Origin of the sequence: Chryseobacterium sp. Mn2064 (genome assembly GCF_049319685.1) — a bacterium.
GTDB lineage: Bacteria > Bacteroidota > Bacteroidia > Flavobacteriales > Weeksellaceae > Chryseobacterium.
The window spans coordinates 127,260-146,914 of record NZ_JBMOUE010000001.1 but is presented as its reverse complement, the minus strand read 5'-3'; the positions used below and the strand labels follow the sequence as shown (position 1 = coordinate 146,914).

Genomic DNA, 19,655 nt, shown 5'->3' with positions numbered 1-19,655 from the left:
AATGCAAAAAATAATAAGCTTTATCAGTATTTTCATTGTTGGCTTTTGTTTTGCCCAATTCACGGCCAATGATGTAAAGTTCTTTGTGGGAACAGGTTCTCAGACTGCCTATTTTGTAGCAGATTTTAAGGATGGAACGGATGACAGATCTTACGCATGGGGAGTAAGGTTTAATCCCGGACAAAATATAACCGGAGCTCAGATGCTTGAGATGATCAAAAACGCGGAACCTGCTTTTGATTATAATGCAACCTTTAATAATGGTTTTCTTGATAAGGTAAGTTTCAATAACCATTCACAGCAATCCACACCAGATTGGTGGAGCCTATGGACTGGTGACAGTACCAGCAGCTGGGGTCTGGGAGGATGGATGAACAGCGGAATCCTTGTAGACGGTAAATGGTATGGTGCAAGCTACGGATTCAACAATCCTACTGCACAGGCACCTGCTACTCCTATTGCAGCTTACGGTTCTTCATGGTATAATGCCTCTCAGATTACCCATTGGATAGGCACCGGGGCTAATAAAAGCTTAGTGGTTGTAGATTTTGGAACTGATAATGCTAATGGAACTGCAGATTCTTTTGTTTTTGGAATTCAATACAACGGAACGATCACTGCTGAACAGGCTCTGCAGATGATTGCTGCTCAGACAAGTACCTTTAATTATACTTCAGCAGCCAATCAGGTTTCCTCTTTATCATTACAGTCTTTTTCCGGAACAGCCAATGGAAGCAACTCCTGGAAGTTATATAAAGGAAATAATTTATCAAACTGGAAAAGTAACGCCGATCTTTCAGCAATCACTCTCAATAACAATGAATGGTTTGGGTTAAGTTTCGGGCAAAGAAGACCCTTCACGCCAACTGAGGCTTCTAATATTACACTGGGAACCACCAATGTGAGTAAGAAAAGTTTCGCTATTTATCCAAATCCGGCAAGTGACTTTATTCAGATTGAAAGTCCTGAAAAAATTAAAGAAGTGAATATTTATAGTGTTTCGGGGCAGAAAGTCATAACGACTCAAACTTCTAAAATCAACATTCAATCTTTAGCCACAGGAATATATTTTGTTGAGATTACAACCAATAACAAGACAACAGTACATAAAATTGTAAAGAAATAAGAAGTTGATCTCATAATCTATAGATCACAAAAAGCGCATCCGATTGGATGCGCTTTTCTTATGATTTTGCAATCAATTATTTTTTCTCTGTAGATCTTTGTAAAACCTCATCTACCATTCCGTAGCCTTTAGCTTCTTCAGAAGTCATCCAGTAATCTCTGTCAGAAGATTTCTCTACCCACTCGTACGTTTGACCTGAATGGTGGCCGATGATTTCATAAAGCTCCTGCTTTAATTTCAACATTTCTCTTAAGTTGATTTCCATATCAGAAGCAACTCCCTGAGCACCTCCTGAAGGCTGGTGAATCATTACTCTTGAGTGCTTAAGCGCAGAACGCTTTCCTTTTTCTCCTGCTACCAAAAGAACAGCTCCCATAGAAGCAGCCATCCCTGTACAGATTGTTGCTACATCAGGCTTGATGATCTGCATCGTGTCATAAATACCTAAACCGGCATATACACTACCACCCGGAGAATTGATATAGATCTGAATATCTTTTGAAGGATCAGCACTTTCTAAGAATAAAAGCTGTGCAGTCACAATATTCGCTACCTGATCGTCAATACCTGTTCCCAGGAAGATAATTCTGTCCATCATCAGACGGGAGAAAACGTCCATCTGAGCTACGTTTAATCTTCTTTCTTCCATGATGTACGGAGTCAAATTCGTTGGACCATACATTCCCATATACTGATCGGTAACCAGACCGTTGTTTCCTAAATGTTTTACAGAGAAATCTCTGAATTCTTTTTTAATGTCCATATTTCTATTATGTATTATTTTAAACAAATATTTCAAAGTTTAAATTACAATATTTATTCCTAAAATTTTATAGGACTTTTTGTCACAGAATACAAAAAAATTGTCTTTAAACTACCTTTTTCTATCTACATAAATTCCTTTAATCGGGGAATATTCGATAATATTACTGAGCCTTATCGAGGCCTGTTTCAGTAAAGTGATCTTTTTAATCAGTTCATAATACTTTGTCTCATCCGTATTGCTGTACTGATCAAGCTCTTTTGCCGTTTCTTTAATCAGATAATCAATATATCTGTATTTATGCAGAAGAACATCTCCTTGAATCTGGTCTGCAACTTTATCTCCATAGTTGGGAGGATAAATATTTCTCGAAGCCCAGTTTTCAAGATCATCCAAAGGAATCAAAGCATCTACTACTTTGTTTGTGATCGCTTCATCCATAAAAGATACAAAAAAGTTTCCACTTCTCAACTCATCTTTTTGAATCCCTTCCCTCACCTGTTCAATGATGATTTCATTTCCTTTAATCAAAAATGCATACTGTTCCTCTTCAAAATGATGAAGAATCTCTTCAATCACGGTGATTTCGTATTCTTCATTCTGTTCATTTCTTCTCTTCAGAACAATATCCCCGAACGCCAGCATATGCTCAACCAGTTTATTTTCCATAAACAGCACCTGAAACAGGAAAGGATCTTCCTTTTCCTCATCTAAAGGAACAATCTCCATTTTAGGAGCTGCCTTATCTTTTTGCTGTTGCTGAACATGATGATTCTGGTTCTGGGTAATCTGTTTCTGAACATCCAGCTCATTAAAGAGACTCTGCTCAGAAAGTCCGAATTTATTGGAAACCTCTTTAAGATATACCTCTCTTTTCAGAGCATTTTGTACAAAGGAAACAGATTTTACAATATCCCTTATAGCTTCTGCCTTTCTTATAGGATCATTTCCTATATCTTTTAATAGAATTTCCGCTTTGAAATCGATGAAATCCATCGCTTCATTTTCGATATACTTTTCAACGTAATCCTGCGGATGTTTTCTGGCAAAGGAATCTGGATCGTCACCGTCGGGGAAAAGTAGTACACGAATATTCATTCCTTCCGTCAAAAGCATATCAATACTTCGGAAACTGGCTTTGATTCCGGCATTATCTCCGTCAAAAAGAATGGTTACATTTTCTGTAAGTCTTTTGATCAGTTTAATCTGCTCGGTTGTCAGGGAAGTTCCGGAACTTGCTACCACATTTTCTATTCCGGACATATGAAGTGAAATCACATCCATGTATCCTTCCACCAAAAGACAGGCATTCTTTCGGGAAATAGCCTGCTTACTTTGATTTAGCCCGTAAAGGACGTTCGATTTATGGTAAATTTCTGTTTCCGGCGAGTTAAGATATTTTGCCGTTTTGACATTATTTTTAAGAATTCTGGCTCCAAAACCAAGAACTCTTCCTGAAAAGCTATGAATCGGAAAGATGACCCTTTCACGGAAACGGTCTACTCCTGCCGGGGTATTTTCAGGGAAAATAGAGAGTCCTGATCTTTCCAGGATTTCTTTGGAGTACCCTTTCTCCAAAGCATACGTTGTAAAGGCATTTTTTATTTCAGGAGAATATCCAAGCTGGAATTTCCTGATGATATCATCCTTCAGTTCTCTCTCTTTAAAATACGATAAACCGATACTTCTTCCTTCTTTTTCGTCCCAAAGGATTTCCTGAAAGTAGGTATTGGCAACCTCATGAATTTTATAGAGAAGATCTTTTTCAGTTTGGGCATTTTTGGCCTCCTCAGAAATTTCACGCTGATCTTCTTCAATTTCAATTCCATATTTTTTCGCAGCATGGCGAAGGGCTTCGGGATAAGTAAAGTTCTCAATTTCCATCAGGAAAGAAATGGCTGTTCCTCCTTTTCCGGTTGAGAAATCTTTCCAGATCTGTTTACTGGCTGACACTACAAAACTGGGTGTTTTTTCCTCATGAAACGGACTCAGTCCCTTATAGTTAGACCCGGCTCTTTTCAACTGCACATATTCACCCACAATCTCTTCAACGCGGATCGTGGAGAATATTTTATCAATGGTCTGTTTGGAAATCATAGTACAAAAATACACATAAAAAAAAACCTTACAATTATATAATACGTGTGCATTATATTTAGTAAGTTTTATCATTATTTTTGCAAAACAAATTAGGTATTATATGCAGTTCACTATACATAAAATCGAAGACTGGCAGGAAGTTGTTGACAGCATCCTTCCTCAATTAAAGCACAATATTCTGCTATTAAAAGGAAATCTGGGAGCCGGAAAAACCACTTTTACCCAATTTCTGCTTAAAAATCTTGGCAGCACAGATGAAGTCAACTCTCCTACCTACTCTATTGTCAATGAGTATATGACTCCCAAAGGAAAAATATATCATTTTGATCTTTACCGCCTAAAAAACATTGAAGAAGTATACGATATTGGTATTGAAGAATATCTTGATAATTCTTTCCTGTGCATCATAGAATGGCCGGAAGTGTATGAAGAAGAGCTCTACGGGCTCAACTACCACACAATGAGTATTGTGAACACGGGTGAAAACAGAGAAGTTTCATTCGATTAAATATTATGTATCTTTGCTCATTAATTGAGTGTAAAAAACAATCTGTAAGACATAATTTAATTTAAGGATGAGTACAAATATTTTTACTCCTTTCACAGAAGAAGAATTGATGCCGAAAGAGGAAAAATTGGACGTTATAAAAAAAGGAAAACAGTTCAGCATTGGAATTCCTAAAGAAACCTGTCTCAACGAGAGGAGAACATGCATTACTCCAGACGCCGTACAGGTGCTGGTAGAACATGGTCATGAGATTATTATAGAAGCCGGAGCCGGACAAGGTTCATTTTTTACAGATTTACAATATTCTGAATCCGGAGCTAAGATCACCAACGACCCTAAAGAGGCTTTCGGGCAGGATTTGATTTTAAAAATCAACCCACCTACCGAAGAAGAAATTGAGTATATGAAGCCTAATACCTATCTGGTTTCAGCGCTTCAGATCAATCTTAGAGACAAAGAATATTTTATAAAACTTGCAGAAAGAAAAATAAATGCCATCGCTTTCGAATTTATTGTAGATGAATACAAGCAACTGGCATTGGTAAGATTAATCGGAGAAATTGCAGGAACCGTTTCTATTCTATATGCATCTGAACTTCTTGCTTTATCTAACGGGCTAATGCTTGGCGGAATTACAGGAGTAAGACCTACTGAAGTAGTTGTTTTAGGAGCCGGAATTGTAGGTGAATTTGCAACAAAAGCAGCAATAGGACTTGGAGCCAGCGTAAAAGTTTTCGACAATTCATTATCCAAACTGAGAAGGCTTCATACCATCGTAGACAGCCGCGTTCCTACATCCATCATTGATCCTAAAGAACTCAGCAAAAGCCTCAGACGTGCCGATGTCGTTATTGGAGCCCTTCCAAGGTTAAATATGACCCCAATCGTTACTGAAGATATGGTCATGAAAATGAAAAAAGGCAGCGTTATCATTGATATTACGATCGACAACGGTAAAGTTATTGAAACATCAGAACTGACAACCATGGAAGATCCTTACATCATCAAACATGGAGTGATTCATTGTGGACTTCCGAACCTGACATCCAGAATGCCTAGAACGACCACAAAGGCGATTTCCAATTTCTTCCTTTCCTATATTTTGAATTATGATGAAGAAGGCGGCTTTGAAAATATGCTGATCCGCAAAAACGAAATGAAGCAGAGTTTATATATGTACAAAGGAAGACATACCAAAAAGATCATCTGTGACCGTTTCGGACTTACCTACCACGATATCAATCTTTTAATTTTCTAATGAAAAAACTGAAATTTTATGCAATAGGCTTCATTCCGGGGCTTGTGATTGTATTTTTTATTCTAAACAAAAAGGGAGCAAGCTGTAGCGGTTATCTCCCAAACAGCCGTGTTATTGCAGAAACGCTCTCTAAAGAATTCAAATATTCCGAAGAGGCTAAAGCAGCCATGACTACTAATAAAATTGATGAAAAGTTTGTAAAAGACAGCATCATTACCAACGGAAAGGTAGATTTCGACAGAAGCCATGCACAGAAAAAACCGTGCCCGGACTACGTCATCACTTATCCTGAAAAAAATCCATCTTACGAGGTCGCTTTTGAAAAGTGTGAAGAAACGGTAACGTTAACCAGTCTGAAAAAACTTAAATAGTTTTCTGTAACTGACACAATATGGAAGGCAATTACTACATGATTCATGATTATCTGATATTCATCGGAGTTTTTGCCATTTTCTTTTTTTTGACAACAAGCATTTATCTGTTCAGTCAGAATCAAAAGATAAAACTGAAAAATGCCAAGCTCTCTGAAGCCAACAAAATCATTGAACAGCGACTGAATGAAGTACGTCTGGAACATATCGGAACCAAACTGAACCCGCATCTTTTTAAAAACATTCTCAATTCCGTTCAGTCTCATGCCTATCAGACCTACATGTCACTGGACAAACTGGCCAATGTTCTGGATTATATTTTGTATGAAAGCAACAACAAATATGTCAGCCCAAAAGAAGAACTGAATTTTGCATTAAACCTTATTGAAATCAATAAGATAAAAATCAATCCTCTTTTCGATTTCAGAATTAAATCCAGAATTGACAAAACCGATTCTGTGTACGAAGAAAAGGTATTTGCACCGCTGATTTCGGTTGATCTTATTGAGAATGCCTTCAAGCACACCGATTTTTTGGCTCAGGATTCTTTTATTTCTATTTATATGGAGCTTGATCAGGGAGTTTTTACCATGAAGGTCAGCAATAAAGCTTCTCTGAAAAATGTTCTTGCAAAAGAAAAAAGCGGTTTCGGGAGCCAGTCTTTTGATCAGAGGCTTAAAATGATCTACAGTACCTACTACCAACTGGAAAGAAGTTCAAAAAATGGAATCTTTACAGCCGAATTAAAAATCAATTTAGGAGAATTCTATGATAAAATGCGTTATTCTGGATGATGAGCTGCTTGCGATAAGTTATCTTAAACTTCTATGTGAACAGATTGATGAGGTAGAGGTCGTAAAGGCATTCAACGATCCTAAAATTTTTCTGAAAGAAATTGACACCTTAGACTGTAACCTTTGTATACTGGATATTGAAATGCCGGGCATGACAGGACTTCAGGTGGCTGAATTAATTTCAGGTTCAAAAAAAATCATCTTTACGACAGCGTACAAAGAATATGCAGCCGAAGCTTTTGATCTGAATGTGGTAGACTATGTAAGAAAACCGATTAAAAAAGAACGACTGATTCAGGCCTTTGAAAAAGCGAAAGAACAGATCAGTACTGTTCAGAAGAAAACTTTTATCGAATGGAATACCAATATCGGAAAAACCATTATCCCTACAGAACAGATTGTTTATATCAAGACCTCTGAAATTGACAGCCGAGATAAAGATATTACCCTGAACGACGGCACCATTATCGTTCTCAAGAACCTCAACTTTAAAAACCTCCTGGAAATGCTTCCTGCGAGAGATTTTGCTCAGGTCAACAAAAAAGAGATCATTGCATTATCCTCTATCAAAGTATTTACTACCAACGAGATTATCACCACAATCCACACCGAAGGAGAAAACTTCCTGAAGCTTCAGATTGGAGATACCTACAAAAATTCTCTGATGGAACTGTTCGGAAAATAGACTTTTCAAACCTTTCCCGTTTCGTTACAGAAAGCTTTACCTTTATTACATCGCCGTATTTTGAAGCGGTTGTCCATTGTACTTTTGCTGCTGATTAAATGATAAATAATGAAAAACTTTCTTTATGCAGTGGGAGTCCTATTATCCGGACTGTGCTTTTCTCAGGAAAACAGTTCAAAAGTAAAAGCATCATTTTTTGAGGGAATTGCAGTTGCCGGATATCTAGATAACGGAGCTTTCATCAATTTTACAGGCCCGAATGTAAATGCTACCTACAAGGGCTTTAAATTCATTGTAGGAATGCTTCCTTCCCTGAGAATCAAAGAAGATAATGCTCCAGGGACCAAAAACAGCCCTATCACTCCTAATCTGGGAGCCGGACTTACAATGGTTTACAAAAAAATAGCACTCCAGATTCCTTTCTATTATAATACGAAAACCTCTACACAAGACGGGAAATGGAAAATGGGGATCGGGATCGGATATTCTTTCAAATAGATTTTGTTACATTTTTTGAAACATTCATTACATTTTAAAAACTAAGGTATTTTAATATAAGTATATTCTTATCAACTTTGCATCAAAATATAGGCGTTATGAATTTGGGGAAATATAAAAATATTATTTTTTACATCAGTACAATAGCATTTTTTTCATGCTTGATGTATTGGTTTTTTATTGAAGGAAAAACACTGGAAGTCGGAGAAAATATTCCGGCGCCAAAAGCTACAGGATCTACGATGTGGGAGAATTTTGCAGATTCTTTCCTTACCAATCTTCATCACCCTCTTGCCCTTCTTCTTGCACAGATTGTCACCATCATTCTGGTGGCCAAGTTATTTGGATGGATATGTGTAAAGCTGAAGCAGCCATCGGTAATTGGTGAGATGATTGCAGGTATCGTTCTTGGCCCGTCCCTTTTTGGATTGTATTTCCCGGAACTTTCCGCATTTATTTTCCCTAAAGAATCGCTGGGTAACTTACAGTTCCTGAGCCAGATCGGTCTGATTCTCTTTATGTATATCGTAGGAATGGAGCTTGATCTGACTGTTCTCAGAAAAAAAGCACATGATGCTGTTGTCATCAGCCATGCGAGTATTATCATTCCTTTTGCATTAGGAGTAGGACTTTCCTATTTTATCTATAAAGAATTTGCACCGGAAGGTATTCAGTTCAGCTCATTTGCCCTCTTTATTGCGATTGCAATGAGTATTACTGCATTCCCGGTTTTGGCCAGAATTGTTCAGGAGCGAAACCTCCACAAAACAAAAATTGGAACCGTTGTCATTACCTGTGCCGCAGCAGATGACATTACAGCCTGGTGTATACTTGCAGCCGTTATTGCGATTGTAAAAGCGGGCTCTTTTTCAGGATCGGTATTTGTTATTTTAATGGCCATTCTGTATGTATTTATTATGATCAAAGCGGTGAGACCATTCCTGAACAGGATTGCTGAATCACAAAAAGGTAAAGGCTTCATCAGTAAAGCTCTTGTTGCCATATTTTTCTTAATCCTGATTATTTCATCATATGCTACTGAAGTGATAGGGATCCATGCACTTTTTGGAGCTTTCATGGCCGGAGCAATCATGCCAGAGAATGTAAAATTCAGAAATCTTTTCATAGAAAAAGTAGAAGATGTTGCATTGGTACTTTTACTCCCGCTCTTTTTTGTATTTACAGGATTAAGAACTCAAATCGGACTATTGAATGATCCTCACCTTTGGAAAATAGGAGGACTTATCATCCTGACAGCCGTAACGGGAAAATTTGTTGGAAGCGCACTTACTGCAAAATTCCTGAAGATCAGTTGGAAAGACAGTCTCACAATAGGTGCCTTAATGAATACAAGAGGGCTTACCGAACTTATTGTACTTAACATTGGTTATGATTTAGGAGTTTTAGGTCCGGAATTGTTTGCAATGCTTGTAATTATGGCGCTATTCACTACTTTTATGACGGGGCCGTGCCTTGATATTATCAATTATTTTTTCAAAGGCAAAAAATCAATGATCGAAGAAGAGCAGGAAGACGATGATTCCAAATATAGAGTGCTTCTCTCTTTTGAAACCGCAAAATCAGGAAGCAAACTATTGAGACTGGCCGATAATTTCACTCATAAAATGAATGGAAATAAAAGCGTAACCGCAATGACCATTGCTCCTGTTGACGAACTTCATGCTTTCGACATTGAAAACTTCGAAAAAGAACAGTTTAAAAATGTGATTGAAACTTCTCACGAACTTCAGCTTGAAGTGACTACGCTTTTCAAGGCATCCACAGATGTAGAAAGCGACCTTACCAATATTACCAATAAGGGAAATTATGATCTGCTTCTTATTATGCTTGGAAAATCTATGTATGAAGGAAGTTTATTAGGCAGATTATTAGGATTTACCACAAAAATCATCAATCCCGAAAAATTATTGAACACCGTTAAAGGAAAAGGAAATATCTTCAACAACTCTCCATTTGACGATCTTACGTTGCAGGTATTAGACAAAGCAACCATACCTGTTGGCGTTTTAGTAGACAAAGAATTCAATACGGCTGATAAGATATTTGTTCCAATCTTTAACCTTAGTGATTTTTACCTGCTTGAATATGCGAAAAGACTGATCAATAACAACAATTCTCAGATTATAATTCTGGATGCTGCAGGACAGATCCGCAACAATATTGAAGTGAAGGAACTGATTAGAAGCATTGAACAGGTAGCACCCAATCATATCACTTTATACAATGAGAAAAAGATTGAGAAAGAATTCCTAAACTCTCAGGACCTGATGCTCATCAGCAGCAAAAGCTGGAAGAACCTTATTGATACCAAAAGTCTTTGGCTGTCGGACATTCCTTCCACTTTGATTATTTCAAACCCATAAACACACACCGATATTTCTATTTCTACCGGAAGCTGTAAATATTATTCGTTGTCTGTAAAGAAAAAACGAGTATATTTATGGCTTCCTTTTTTGGGAAACACCACTCATTCGAAAGAAAAAATACAATATCCCGATGGCACCTTCATATAAAGAAATTTGCAGTTTTCAGGGTAATGCGATTTCTCTTTGACGATAAAAAAATATAAAATAACCAAAGAATAAGATCATAATATGTGCCGATATGCCATGATGGTTTACAAAGGTCATTATGCCTGTTTTAACTGCCAAAAAACCTTCAAAAGACGTATATTGAAAGATGTGAACAAAGATGCTGTCACTTCTGTAGAAGCCAAATGCCCCGAATGCGGTAATCTCATGGCCAATATGGGGCTTGATTTTGAATCGCCTGCAAAAAATGATCATAAGCAATGGGCACACATCCGTGATCTTTACACGGTCGGGATAACTTTTCATTCATGTGGCTGTTCAGGCCCGGGATATATTCCTCAGGATCGTAAAGCAATCATTGCCTACCTTGAAAAAATTCGTTCAGCATATATGCATTCTCTGGTATTCTGGAGATATCGTATAGAACCTGAAACTAAAAAGGAAAGAGAAATGGAATACCAGAAAAATGGCTCTCATCTGTGGACTGTTAGCCACAATGCTTTTAAAGAAACGGTAACCAATCAGGAAGGAATAAATTATTGGATCAGCAAGATCAAGGAAGTAGAAGAAAGGCTTCATATTATCAAGGAAAGCAAATAATAGATCCTGATCATTGGGAAATATAAGTGATGCAAAGAACTGTATAGATGCAATCCATATATAATTTAGATAAGAAATTTATAAAGTTTAAAAAATATTTTATACCTTCGCTTCGTGAATTTTAACAACGGAACATATTATTATAGAATTTTTAACTCAGAACTGGGATAGGGATTCTTATGAACATAACTTACAACCTCGTCCTTGACGAGGTTTTTTTATTTACAAAAAGTTTAAAAGATGAAAATAAGTATTATTGGAACAGGATTAATCGGTGGTTCGATGGCGTTGAAGTTAAGAGAAAAAGGAATTGCTGACTTCATCTATGGAATTGATAACGATCAGAAACATATTAACGATGCATTAGAATTGAAGATCATTGATGCTGGAGCCAATCTTGAAGAAGGAGTGAAAAATTCCGATCTTATCATTATTGCTATTCCGGTGGATGCTGCCAGAAAGATACTTCCGGGAGTTTTGGATCTTGTATCCCAACATCAAACTGTTATGGATGCCGGTTCCACCAAAGCAGGTATTGTAAAAGCGGTAGAAAACCATCCGAACCGTTCCAGATTTGTTGCTTTTCACCCGATGTGGGGTACAGAAAACAGTGGTCCAAAATCCGCTATTTCTGAAAGTTTCTCGGGAAAAGCTGGAGTAATCTGCAACAAAGAAGAGTCTGCCGAAGATGCATTGCAAACCGTTGAAAAAATTGTTGAAGCTTTGGATATGCATATGATTTATATGAATGCTGAAGACCACGATATCCATACCGCTTATATTTCCCATATTTCCCACATTACTTCTTACGCTCTTGCCAATACCGTATTGGAAAAAGAACGTGAGGAGGAAACTATTTTCCAGCTTGCCAGTTCAGGTTTTTCAAGTACTGTACGTCTTGCCAAATCTCATCCTGAAATGTGGGTTCCGATATTTAAACAAAACAAAGAAAATGTACTGGATGTGTTAAACGAGCATATTTCTCAGCTCAGAAAATTCAAATCTGCTTTGGAAAAAGAAAACTATGAATACCTTGAGGAATTGATTACAAACGCTAACAGAATCAGAGGAATTTTAAGATAGAACTTCTCAGATAGGAAGCTGAGAACTCACTTCTTCAGATAATAAATATAGAATACTGAGATTCCTTCGGAATGACATCTACTGCGTTTAATTTATCCGCAATCTCTGTCATTTCGAAGGAATTTTGCTTTTATAGAGATTTCACGGAAAATTCAGCTTTCTGTACTATTTTTTCATTCTTAATTTTGATTTCTTTCTACTCTCAAAATTCCTCATCATTTATTCACTTCATCCAATTTAATTTTAATAAAATTAAAAAATATTTTAACTTTATTAAAAAAATTATTACTTTCGTAAAAAAAATAATCCATGAAACTACCTATAGTCTGCCCAAGTTGTGATCATACTCTTAACGTAAGCCAGATGAAATGCCCAAGCTGTAAAACAGAAGTCAGCGGTGACTATGAGCTTCCGGTTCTCCTTAAACTCAATCGTGAGGAACAGGATTTCGTTCTCAACTTTTTTCTATCCAGTGGAAGCATCAAAGAAATGGCCAAGCAGGCAGGCCTGTCTTATCCAACGATGAGGAATAAAATGGATGACCTTATTACTAAAATTGATCAACTAAAAACTAATAACCTATAAAACTCCTTTTATGAACTGGAAAACCGTCTTCAACCCTTTTGAAAAATTCGACGAAAAGTGGCTGCTTCTTGCCAGCATACTCACCGTGATCATTTCAATTGCAATGGGATATTGGTCCGGTACTGCTTTCTTTAGCATTTATAGAATCAACAACGTAGAAATTGTTTCTCTTCAGGCTATTGCTTTACCTACGCTGGCCAGTTTCGCTTTTTCTATCATTATTCTTTTTATACTGGGCAAAATCCTGAATAGTAAAACCCGATTTATAGACATTGTAAATACAGTTTTACTTTCACAGCTTATCCTTATTATCCTGCAGCCGATTGATCAGATTCCCTTTATCAATGCAGCTCAAAAAAGAATGATCCTGTATTCTAAAAATCCCACAGAATCTATTCCATTACTGGATATGAGTGTGATGATGGGAATGGCTTTACTCAGTCTTGTTTTGCTAACTTATAGTATTGCCATTTTCTATAACGGTTTTAAAACGGCAACCAATATCAAAAAATGGCAGCATATTGTTCTTTTTGTGGTTATATCTCTCGTTACCACTTTAATCTGCCAGATTCTTACGTCTAAATTTATTTAAAAATACTATGAAAATTAAATTATTATCAGTGCTGGTTTTTCTGGCACACCTTTGTCACGCCCAAATCGAAGGAACATGGAAAGGAGAACTGGATCTTAAAAGCTCAAAACTTCCTATCATCATCAAAGTAAAAAAGGAGAAAAACGGATACAGCTCTGCTCTCACCAGTCCAATGCAAAGCTCCCAAAGTATTAATGCTGATCAAACACAGTTCAGTAATGATGAGCTTAATTTTGAAATACAAAACCTAGGGGCTTCATATAAAGGAACATTCAAAGCGGATCATTTTGAAGGAAACTTCACCCAAAAAGGAAGGACTTTTCCACTGAATTTCTTCAGAGAGTTTCAGAAAAGCCAAGATATTCCTTATCTTAATGGTAAAACTATTAATTCCAAAAAGATTGATGATTTCCTAGATTATATTGTTCGAAACAACCAGGGAATTGGCAGTGTAGCGATTTTCAGAAACGGCTCGGAGGTTTATCACAAAGATTTCGGGCAGGAACAGCTTAAAAATGTTTCTTATGATAAAAACACTCAATATCAGATAGGGTCTGTAAGCAAACTCATCACTGCTGTTATGCTGCTACAGCTTGTTGAACAGAATAAACTCAGTTTACATGATAAACTTTCAAAGTTTTATCCGGAAATTCCTTACGCGGAAAGCATTACGATAAAACAGATGATGAACCATACCAGCGGACTGGGCGATTATGTTGGAAAACCTGAAAACAACTGGCTTTTTGGAAAACCCGTGGGAGATGCTGCCATTATTTCTGCGATTACCAAAGAAGGTGTAAATTCTCTTCCTGGAAAAAAATTGAGATATTCCAATTCGGCTTATTTTCTACTGAGCAGGATTTTAGAAAAATTACATAATCAGCCTTATCATATTATTTTAAAGGAAAATATTCTGAATAAAGCCGAAATGAATCACACCTTTTCAGCTCTTGATCATCCTGACAATATTTTTAAATCTTATGAGCTTTCCAATGGGAACTGGACTGAAGTAAAAGATTTTGATTTTAATAATTGTATCGGTTTGGGTGATATCGTTTCTACCACAGAAGACATGAATATTTTCATCAATGCTTTATTCAACGGAAAATTCATTAGTGAGAAGACATTGAAAATGATGACTTCCGATAAGGATGAGAAAATATTTGGTAAAGGAATTATGAAAATGCCTTTCTATAATATCATTTCTTACGGACATGGTGGTGATACCGCCGGGACCCACTCTACTGTATCTTACCAACCTGAAGATAAGCTGTCATTTGCAGTCACGATTAACGGGAAAAGTTTTCCTCACAATCAATTGTTTTTAGGTATTTTGAATTTAATGTATGACAGAAATTATGAATATCCTGTGTTTGATACTTCCAAAATATCTAAGTCTGAACTGGAAAAATATCCCGGAGAGTATTCGTCCAAAGATATTCCGCTAGGCTTAAAAATATTTATTAAAAATGACAAGCTTTATGCGCAGGGAACAGGACAGCCGGAATTTGAGCTGGAATATATAGAAAAGGATCGATTTAAATTTGATCCAGTAGGCTTGAGTATCACTTTCCTTCCTGAAAAAAGCCAGCTACAGCTTACACAAGGTGGAAAAACATTTCTATTTGACAGAAAATAAATTGATATCCATAAAAAAATCCTTAGACCATGATCTAAGGATTTTCTATTCTATTAATTCGTTTTTATTAACATTCTGGGACGTTGACTGCAATGGCTAATCCTCCTTCAGAAGTTTCTTTAAAGCGGTCGCTCATAGACTGAGCTGTTTCCCACATGGTCTGGATCACCTCATCTAAGGTTACCTTTGCTTTAGCGGGATCACTTTCCAGAGCAATATTGGCTGCTGTAATGGCTTTCATTGCACCCATGGTATTTCTTTCGATACAAGGGATCTGCACAAGACCTTTGATAGGGTCACAGGTTAGTCCAAGATGATGTTCCATCGCAATTTCTGCTGCCATTAATACCTGTCCTACGCTTCCGCCTAAGATTTCAGTAAGTCCTGCTGCTGCCATTGCTGAAGACACACCAATTTCTGCCTGACAGCCTCCCATAGCTGCAGAAATGGTGGCATTTTTCTTAAATAATGTTCCAATTTCTCCTGCAACCAGTAAGAACCTTACAATATCTTCTTCACTTTTGAATGCTGTGAATGCCTGTGAATACATCAAAACTGCCGGGATAACACCACTTGCTCCATTGGTTGGCGCTGTGATAATTCTTCCAAAGCTTGCATTTTCTTCATTTACTGCTAATGCAAAACACGCAATCCACTTATTGATATTGGTAAAATTCTCTTCAGCATCTACTACAAGCTTGAACCATTCGTCTTTGTTTTTATAGATTTTATCGCCAAGAAGTTTTCTGTTGAGACCTGCTGCTCTTCGGGAAACATTCAGTCCTCCCGGAAGGATCCCTTCTTTATTCACTCCTTTATAGATGCATTCTTTGATTTGATTCCAGATATATAGAGCTTCCTGTCTGGTTTCTTCCTGTGGTCTCCAGCTTTCTTCATTGATCAGAATTAAGTCGGAAATTCTGCTGAATCCCAGTTTTTCACAGTATTTTACAATATCTGAAGATTTATGACACGGATATAATGTACGTACACACTGTTTTTGGATTGAATTTTTTTCCTGGCTGGCGATGAAACCACCTCCTACAGAGTAAAAATCCTGTACGAGCTCTGTTCCATCTTCAAAAACGGCTCTGAAGATCATTCCATTGGGATGAAAATCAAGAGATTTTTTCATATTAAGAACCAAATGGTGACCGTAAACAAAAGGAATTTCCTTTTCTCCACCAAGGTTAATAATCTGGTCTTTTTTTATTTTTTCTATTTTTTCGTCAATTTTGGTGGTATCGATGATTTTAAAATCTTCCCCATTCAACCCAAGCATTCCGGCGATATCTGTTCCGTGACCGATTCCCGTTTTTGCCAGTGAACCAAAAAATTCGAGGAAAACTTCTTTTACCTCTTCAATTGACCTTTCTCTTTTTATAATTCTGATAAATGCAGATGCTGCATTCCAAGGGCCCATCGTATGCGAACTGGAGGGGCCTATTCCTACTTTAATAATCTCAAAAACCGATATTGATTCCATAAATGATTCGTCATTTTCCTCAAAAGCAAAGATACATGATAAATCTTAATAAAAATAAGGTTCTGAGCATTCATAGCCGTTTAAAAAATTGAAAAAAACTACATCAGGCTTTCTTCATGCTGGGAAAGATCGAGCCCTCTATTCTCTGACTCTTCGGATACCCTCAGTGTGATCATGGAATCTGTTATTTTATACAGTAATAAAGACCCAAAAAACGTAAAAGCAGATACTAGAATCAATGCCACCATATGATGAAGAAACACCTCTACACCGCCATGAAGAAGGCTTGCTTTTTCACCATGGGCAAAAATTGCCGTGAGAACCATCCCCATGATTCCTCCTACTCCATGACAGGCAAATACATCCAGCGTATCATCAAACTTTTTTAACGCTTTCCAGTTCACCATCACATTCGAAACAATAGCAGTAATAAATCCTATAAAAAGACTCTCCTGAATGGTAACAAACCCGCAACCAGGAGTAATTGCCACTAACCCGACCACCGCTCCGATGCAGGCTCCCAACGCGGACACACTTCTTCCATTGATCCTGTCGAAAAAAATCCATGTCATCATTGCTGATGCTGAAGCAATAGTCGTTGTACCGAATGCTGTAGCTGCCGAAGCAGAAGCACTCAAAGCCGAGCCTGCATTGAACCCGAACCAGCCAAACCACAACATCCCTGTTCCCAAAAGTACATAAGGAATATTGGAAGGCTCATGATGAGGATTTTTTCTGTTTCCTACCACCAGCGCTCCGGCAAGTGCTGCAAACCCGGCACTCATATGAACAACTGTTCCACCAGCAAAATCTTTTACTCCAAAATATTTATTCAGAAGACCTTCGGGATGCCAAACCATATGACAGAGGGGCGTATAAATAAAAAGACAAAAAAGAACAATAAATAGTAGATAGGAAATAAACCGCACCCGCTCGGCAAAAGAACCTGTAATAATAGCAGGCGTAATAACGGCGAATTTCATCTGAAAAAGAGCAAAAAGGATAAAGGGAATGGTAGAAGCCATCTGATGATGCGGCAACACTCCTACTCTGCTAAAAAAAGGATAGCTTAAGGGGTTTCCGATAATTCCATAATGAATACCATTAAGGGTAAAACCCAGTGAATCGCCAAAAGACAGAGAAAAACCAACCACTACCCACAAAATAGAGATCACTCCTAAAGCAATAAAGCTTTGTAACATTGTGGAAATAACATTTTTTTTCCCCACCATTCCTCCGTAAAAGAAAGAAAGACCGGGAGTCATAAGGAGCACAAGACCTGCAGCTGCGAGAATCCAGGCTACATCTGCTCCTACTATTTTATCTTCACTGAGAAATTCTCCTGTATTGACAGTATCAGAAGAAGGATTCCAGAATAAACCTCCAATTGCTACGAGAGCGATAATGGAAAAAGAAACGATCCATTTTAATCCTATTTTCATAAAATTCACATTTAACCCCATCAAAATTAAACATAAATACTATAAAAACATACTTTTTAAACAAAATACCCCTATAAAAAATTAATTAATGAGCAATTATTTTATTTTCACTAAAAACTTCTTTAAGTATTTTTGAAACTTCTTTAGATTTTGTAGCAGGAAAAAGATGGGTTCCGCCTTTGATCACATAATCCGGATTCGAATATTTGATGGGAAAAATAATGTCTTTGTCTCCCAAAATCTGAATTACTTTAGGGTTTTCTTCAAACTTCCATTCTGCAACCTTTTCTACCGACCATTTCAGGTAATAAGGATCTCTTACTTTGAAATACTGAAATATTTTTGAATTTTTAGAGTCAAAAAACTTTTGAATGACGCCTGCTTTATCATTGAATAATCCTACAGGAAGTATTCTTGGAATTTTTGTAATTTCTCCTGTTTTAATGAATTTGGATTTTTCTTTATCAGATTTTATACTTCCCAGGATTACGACTTTTTCTGCGGATTTCAATCGATTAATTTCCTGCACAATAATTCCTCCAAAAGAATATCCCAGAAGAGAAAACGGCTCAGAGTCGTCTACTTTCTCACCCATTCTTTTAATATAATGATCAAATGTCTCATTTTTTTCCGGAATAAGCCAGTCTATAAAGATCAATTCATAGTCCTTGGGAAATTCTATTCTTTCAAGTACCTTAAAGTCCGCACCCAGGCCACTTACAATGTAAAGTTTCATCTTACTAATTTATAAAAATTACAGAAAAGCAGAAAGTAGAAAAGCGTACATGAAGAGAATTTAAAAGTGGCAATTAAGTCAATAAAAAAGAGCAATTCTTATGAACTGCTCTTCTTGATCGATATAATATCTGATACTATTTTTTCTTTTTTACAGGAATTCTGTTCTCGTTATCCAGCATTTGAGTGGAAACTTTGAATTGAATATCCATTTCATTTTTGATGAAATAATCTTTCAATGAAGATTGGTAGAATACTTTAAAGTCTCTTCTATTCAGAGAGAATTTAGCTGATTCAATAGAAGTTGTAAACTGAGTAACATATACATTAGCCGGGAAAGAAATTGTTTTTCTCACTCCTTTCAACGTAAGATCTCCGTATACGGTAGAATTATACTCACTGTTTGCTAAAGGAATAATTTTAGTCAGGTGGAATTTCGCAACCGGGAATTTTTTTACTTCGAAGAAATTAGTGCTTTTTAGATCGTCAGTAAGTTTGATCTGATCTTCATCAGAAACATCTCCTGCCATCATACTTCTCATATCTATTACAAATTCTCCGTCTACCAATACAGTATGGTCAAAATTGAATTTTCCACTTTTCAGTTTTACGGTTCCTGAGTGAGATGAAGCTTCGGTTTTTACAACTTTATATCCCCACCATCTGATCTCTGATGAAGTCACTTTTGCAACTTTATCAAACTTCTTTTGGGCAGAAACAAATGATATGCTTGCGCACACCATAGCAAACAATAGTAATCTTTTCATTCTTTTTTATTTACAATTCAACAAAAATAAAAAAAAGTGTAGAACTTCTACACTTTTAATAATCTTTTTTT

General features: G+C 36.8%; 19 protein-coding genes. 13 read left to right on the top strand and 6 right to left on the bottom strand.

Annotation, left to right across the window (positions count from 1 at the left end):
• The first annotated feature begins 1 nt into the window (after position 1).
• A complete protein-coding gene (locus tag ACL9RH_RS00705) occupies positions 2 to 1,126 on the top strand; it encodes a T9SS type A sorting domain-containing protein (protein WP_422691403.1) in 1,125 nt (374 codons plus the stop codon).
• Positions 1,127 to 1,202: 76 nt separating this feature from the next.
• Here ACL9RH_RS00705 and clpP read toward each other — a convergent pair whose 3' ends face one another.
• Together clpP and dnaG are read right to left on the bottom strand one after the other, a co-directional pair.
• Positions 1,203 to 1,889, bottom strand: a complete 687-nt coding sequence (gene clpP, locus ACL9RH_RS00700) for an ATP-dependent Clp endopeptidase proteolytic subunit ClpP (RefSeq protein WP_027373257.1) — start codon at positions 1,887 to 1,889, stop codon at positions 1,203 to 1,205.
• A 111-nt stretch (positions 1,890 to 2,000) separates the two neighbouring features.
• On the bottom strand, positions 2,001 to 3,986 hold the full coding sequence (gene dnaG, locus ACL9RH_RS00695) for a DNA primase (RefSeq protein WP_422691402.1): 1,986 nt from the start codon (positions 3,984 to 3,986) through the stop codon (positions 2,001 to 2,003).
• Between the two features lie 103 nt (positions 3,987 to 4,089).
• On the opposite strand from dnaG, the gene tsaE reads away from it, so the two are divergent.
• The 12 genes from tsaE to ACL9RH_RS00635 all read left to right on the top strand — a co-directional run bounded on the left by tsaE (position 4,090) and on the right by ACL9RH_RS00635 (position 15,154).
• Positions 4,090 to 4,497 (top strand): tRNA (adenosine(37)-N6)-threonylcarbamoyltransferase complex ATPase subunit type 1 TsaE, encoded by a 408-nt coding sequence (gene tsaE, locus ACL9RH_RS00690; protein WP_422691401.1) that lies wholly within the window; start codon positions 4,090 to 4,092, stop codon positions 4,495 to 4,497.
• A gap of 67 nt (positions 4,498 to 4,564) precedes the next feature.
• Positions 4,565 to 5,755 (top strand): alanine dehydrogenase, encoded by a 1,191-nt coding sequence (locus tag ACL9RH_RS00685; RefSeq protein WP_422691400.1) that lies wholly within the window; start codon positions 4,565 to 4,567, stop codon positions 5,753 to 5,755.
• Complete coding sequence (locus ACL9RH_RS00680) at positions 5,755 to 6,126, top strand: hypothetical protein (RefSeq protein ID WP_422691399.1); 372 nt, start codon at positions 5,755 to 5,757, stop codon at positions 6,124 to 6,126. The genes ACL9RH_RS00685 and ACL9RH_RS00680 overlap by 1 nt, the downstream gene beginning before the upstream one ends.
• A gap of 20 nt (positions 6,127 to 6,146) precedes the next feature.
• A complete protein-coding gene (locus ACL9RH_RS00675) occupies positions 6,147 to 6,920 on the top strand; it encodes a histidine kinase (protein ID WP_422691398.1) in 774 nt (257 codons plus the stop codon).
• The gene (locus tag ACL9RH_RS00670) at positions 6,895 to 7,605 is read left to right on the top strand and encodes a LytR/AlgR family response regulator transcription factor (RefSeq protein WP_422691397.1); all 711 of its coding nucleotides are present in this window, start codon (positions 6,895 to 6,897) and stop codon (positions 7,603 to 7,605) included. Before ACL9RH_RS00675 ends, ACL9RH_RS00670 begins: the two co-directional genes overlap by 26 nt.
• Positions 7,606 to 7,713: 108 nt before the next feature.
• Complete coding sequence (locus ACL9RH_RS00665) at positions 7,714 to 8,103, top strand: hypothetical protein (RefSeq protein ID WP_422691396.1); 390 nt, start codon at positions 7,714 to 7,716, stop codon at positions 8,101 to 8,103.
• A 98-nt stretch (positions 8,104 to 8,201) separates the two neighbouring features.
• Complete coding sequence (locus ACL9RH_RS00660; protein WP_422691395.1) at positions 8,202 to 10,487, top strand: cation:proton antiporter; 2,286 nt, start codon at positions 8,202 to 8,204, stop codon at positions 10,485 to 10,487.
• A 246-nt stretch (positions 10,488 to 10,733) separates the two neighbouring features.
• Positions 10,734 to 11,255, top strand: a complete 522-nt coding sequence (locus ACL9RH_RS00655) for a hypothetical protein (protein WP_422691394.1) — start codon at positions 10,734 to 10,736, stop codon at positions 11,253 to 11,255.
• Between the two features lie 240 nt (positions 11,256 to 11,495).
• Complete coding sequence (locus ACL9RH_RS00650) at positions 11,496 to 12,338, top strand: prephenate dehydrogenase (protein ID WP_422691393.1); 843 nt, start codon at positions 11,496 to 11,498, stop codon at positions 12,336 to 12,338.
• Between the two features lie 309 nt (positions 12,339 to 12,647).
• Positions 12,648 to 12,923, top strand: a complete 276-nt coding sequence (locus ACL9RH_RS00645) for a DUF2089 family protein (RefSeq protein ID WP_422691392.1) — start codon at positions 12,648 to 12,650, stop codon at positions 12,921 to 12,923.
• Between the two features lie 10 nt (positions 12,924 to 12,933).
• Entirely contained in the window at positions 12,934 to 13,515 is a 582-nt protein-coding gene (locus tag ACL9RH_RS00640) for a YIP1 family protein (protein ID WP_422691391.1), read from the top strand.
• A gap of 7 nt (positions 13,516 to 13,522) precedes the next feature.
• Positions 13,523 to 15,154 carry a serine hydrolase domain-containing protein gene (locus tag ACL9RH_RS00635; protein ID WP_422691390.1) on the top strand — a complete coding sequence of 544 codons (1,632 nt, stop codon included), beginning with the start codon at positions 13,523 to 13,525 and terminating at the stop codon, positions 15,152 to 15,154.
• A 67-nt stretch (positions 15,155 to 15,221) separates the two neighbouring features.
• Here ACL9RH_RS00635 and ACL9RH_RS00630 read toward each other — a convergent pair whose 3' ends face one another.
• From ACL9RH_RS00630 to ACL9RH_RS00615, 4 genes are all read right to left on the bottom strand, one after another.
• A complete protein-coding gene (locus ACL9RH_RS00630; RefSeq protein WP_422691389.1) occupies positions 15,222 to 16,640 on the bottom strand; it encodes an L-serine ammonia-lyase in 1,419 nt (472 codons plus the stop codon).
• A gap of 98 nt (positions 16,641 to 16,738) precedes the next feature.
• Positions 16,739 to 18,082: an ammonium transporter gene (locus ACL9RH_RS00625; protein WP_422691388.1), complete on the bottom strand. Its 1,344-nt coding sequence runs from the start codon at positions 18,080 to 18,082 to the stop codon at positions 16,739 to 16,741.
• Between the two features lie 85 nt (positions 18,083 to 18,167).
• Positions 18,168 to 18,818, bottom strand: a complete 651-nt coding sequence (locus ACL9RH_RS00620) for an alpha/beta hydrolase (RefSeq protein ID WP_422691387.1) — start codon at positions 18,816 to 18,818, stop codon at positions 18,168 to 18,170.
• Positions 18,819 to 18,954: 136 nt separating this feature from the next.
• Positions 18,955 to 19,584: a YceI family protein gene (locus tag ACL9RH_RS00615; RefSeq protein WP_422691386.1), complete on the bottom strand. Its 630-nt coding sequence runs from the start codon at positions 19,582 to 19,584 to the stop codon at positions 18,955 to 18,957.
• Positions 19,585 to 19,655 lie beyond the last annotated feature (71 nt).

Excerpts from the sequence above, each read along its gene's own strand:
- ACL9RH_RS00635 (WP_422691390.1), top strand. The coding sequence starts at position 13,523 with ATGAAAATTAAATTATTATCAGTGCTGGTTTTTCTGGCACACCTTTGT.
- ACL9RH_RS00680 (WP_422691399.1), top strand. The coding sequence starts at position 5,755 with ATGAAAAAACTGAAATTTTATGCAATAGGCTTCATTCCGGGGCTTGTG.
- ACL9RH_RS00660 (WP_422691395.1), top strand. The coding sequence starts at position 8,202 with ATGAATTTGGGGAAATATAAAAATATTATTTTTTACATCAGTACAATA.
- tsaE (WP_422691401.1), top strand. The coding sequence starts at position 4,090 with ATGCAGTTCACTATACATAAAATCGAAGACTGGCAGGAAGTTGTTGAC.
- ACL9RH_RS00630 (WP_422691389.1), bottom strand. The coding sequence starts at position 16,640 with ATGGAATCAATATCGGTTTTTGAGATTATTAAAGTAGGAATAGGCCCC.
- ACL9RH_RS00675 (WP_422691398.1), top strand. The coding sequence starts at position 6,147 with ATGGAAGGCAATTACTACATGATTCATGATTATCTGATATTCATCGGA.
- ACL9RH_RS00620 (WP_422691387.1), bottom strand. The coding sequence starts at position 18,818 with ATGAAACTTTACATTGTAAGTGGCCTGGGTGCGGACTTTAAGGTACTT.
- ACL9RH_RS00655 (WP_422691394.1), top strand. The coding sequence starts at position 10,734 with ATGATGGTTTACAAAGGTCATTATGCCTGTTTTAACTGCCAAAAAACC.
- ACL9RH_RS00615 (WP_422691386.1), bottom strand. The coding sequence starts at position 19,584 with ATGAAAAGATTACTATTGTTTGCTATGGTGTGCGCAAGCATATCATTT.
- ACL9RH_RS00685 (WP_422691400.1), top strand. The coding sequence starts at position 4,565 with ATGAGTACAAATATTTTTACTCCTTTCACAGAAGAAGAATTGATGCCG.
- ACL9RH_RS00625 (WP_422691388.1), bottom strand. The coding sequence starts at position 18,082 with ATGAAAATAGGATTAAAATGGATCGTTTCTTTTTCCATTATCGCTCTC.
- ACL9RH_RS00705 (WP_422691403.1), top strand. The coding sequence starts at position 2 with ATGCAAAAAATAATAAGCTTTATCAGTATTTTCATTGTTGGCTTTTGT.
- ACL9RH_RS00670 (WP_422691397.1), top strand. The coding sequence starts at position 6,895 with ATGATAAAATGCGTTATTCTGGATGATGAGCTGCTTGCGATAAGTTAT.
- ACL9RH_RS00665 (WP_422691396.1), top strand. The coding sequence starts at position 7,714 with ATGAAAAACTTTCTTTATGCAGTGGGAGTCCTATTATCCGGACTGTGC.
- ACL9RH_RS00645 (WP_422691392.1), top strand. The coding sequence starts at position 12,648 with ATGAAACTACCTATAGTCTGCCCAAGTTGTGATCATACTCTTAACGTA.
- ACL9RH_RS00640 (WP_422691391.1), top strand. The coding sequence starts at position 12,934 with ATGAACTGGAAAACCGTCTTCAACCCTTTTGAAAAATTCGACGAAAAG.
- clpP (WP_027373257.1), bottom strand. The coding sequence starts at position 1,889 with ATGGACATTAAAAAAGAATTCAGAGATTTCTCTGTAAAACATTTAGGA.
- ACL9RH_RS00650 (WP_422691393.1), top strand. The coding sequence starts at position 11,496 with ATGAAAATAAGTATTATTGGAACAGGATTAATCGGTGGTTCGATGGCG.
- dnaG (WP_422691402.1), bottom strand. The coding sequence starts at position 3,986 with ATGATTTCCAAACAGACCATTGATAAAATATTCTCCACGATCCGCGTT.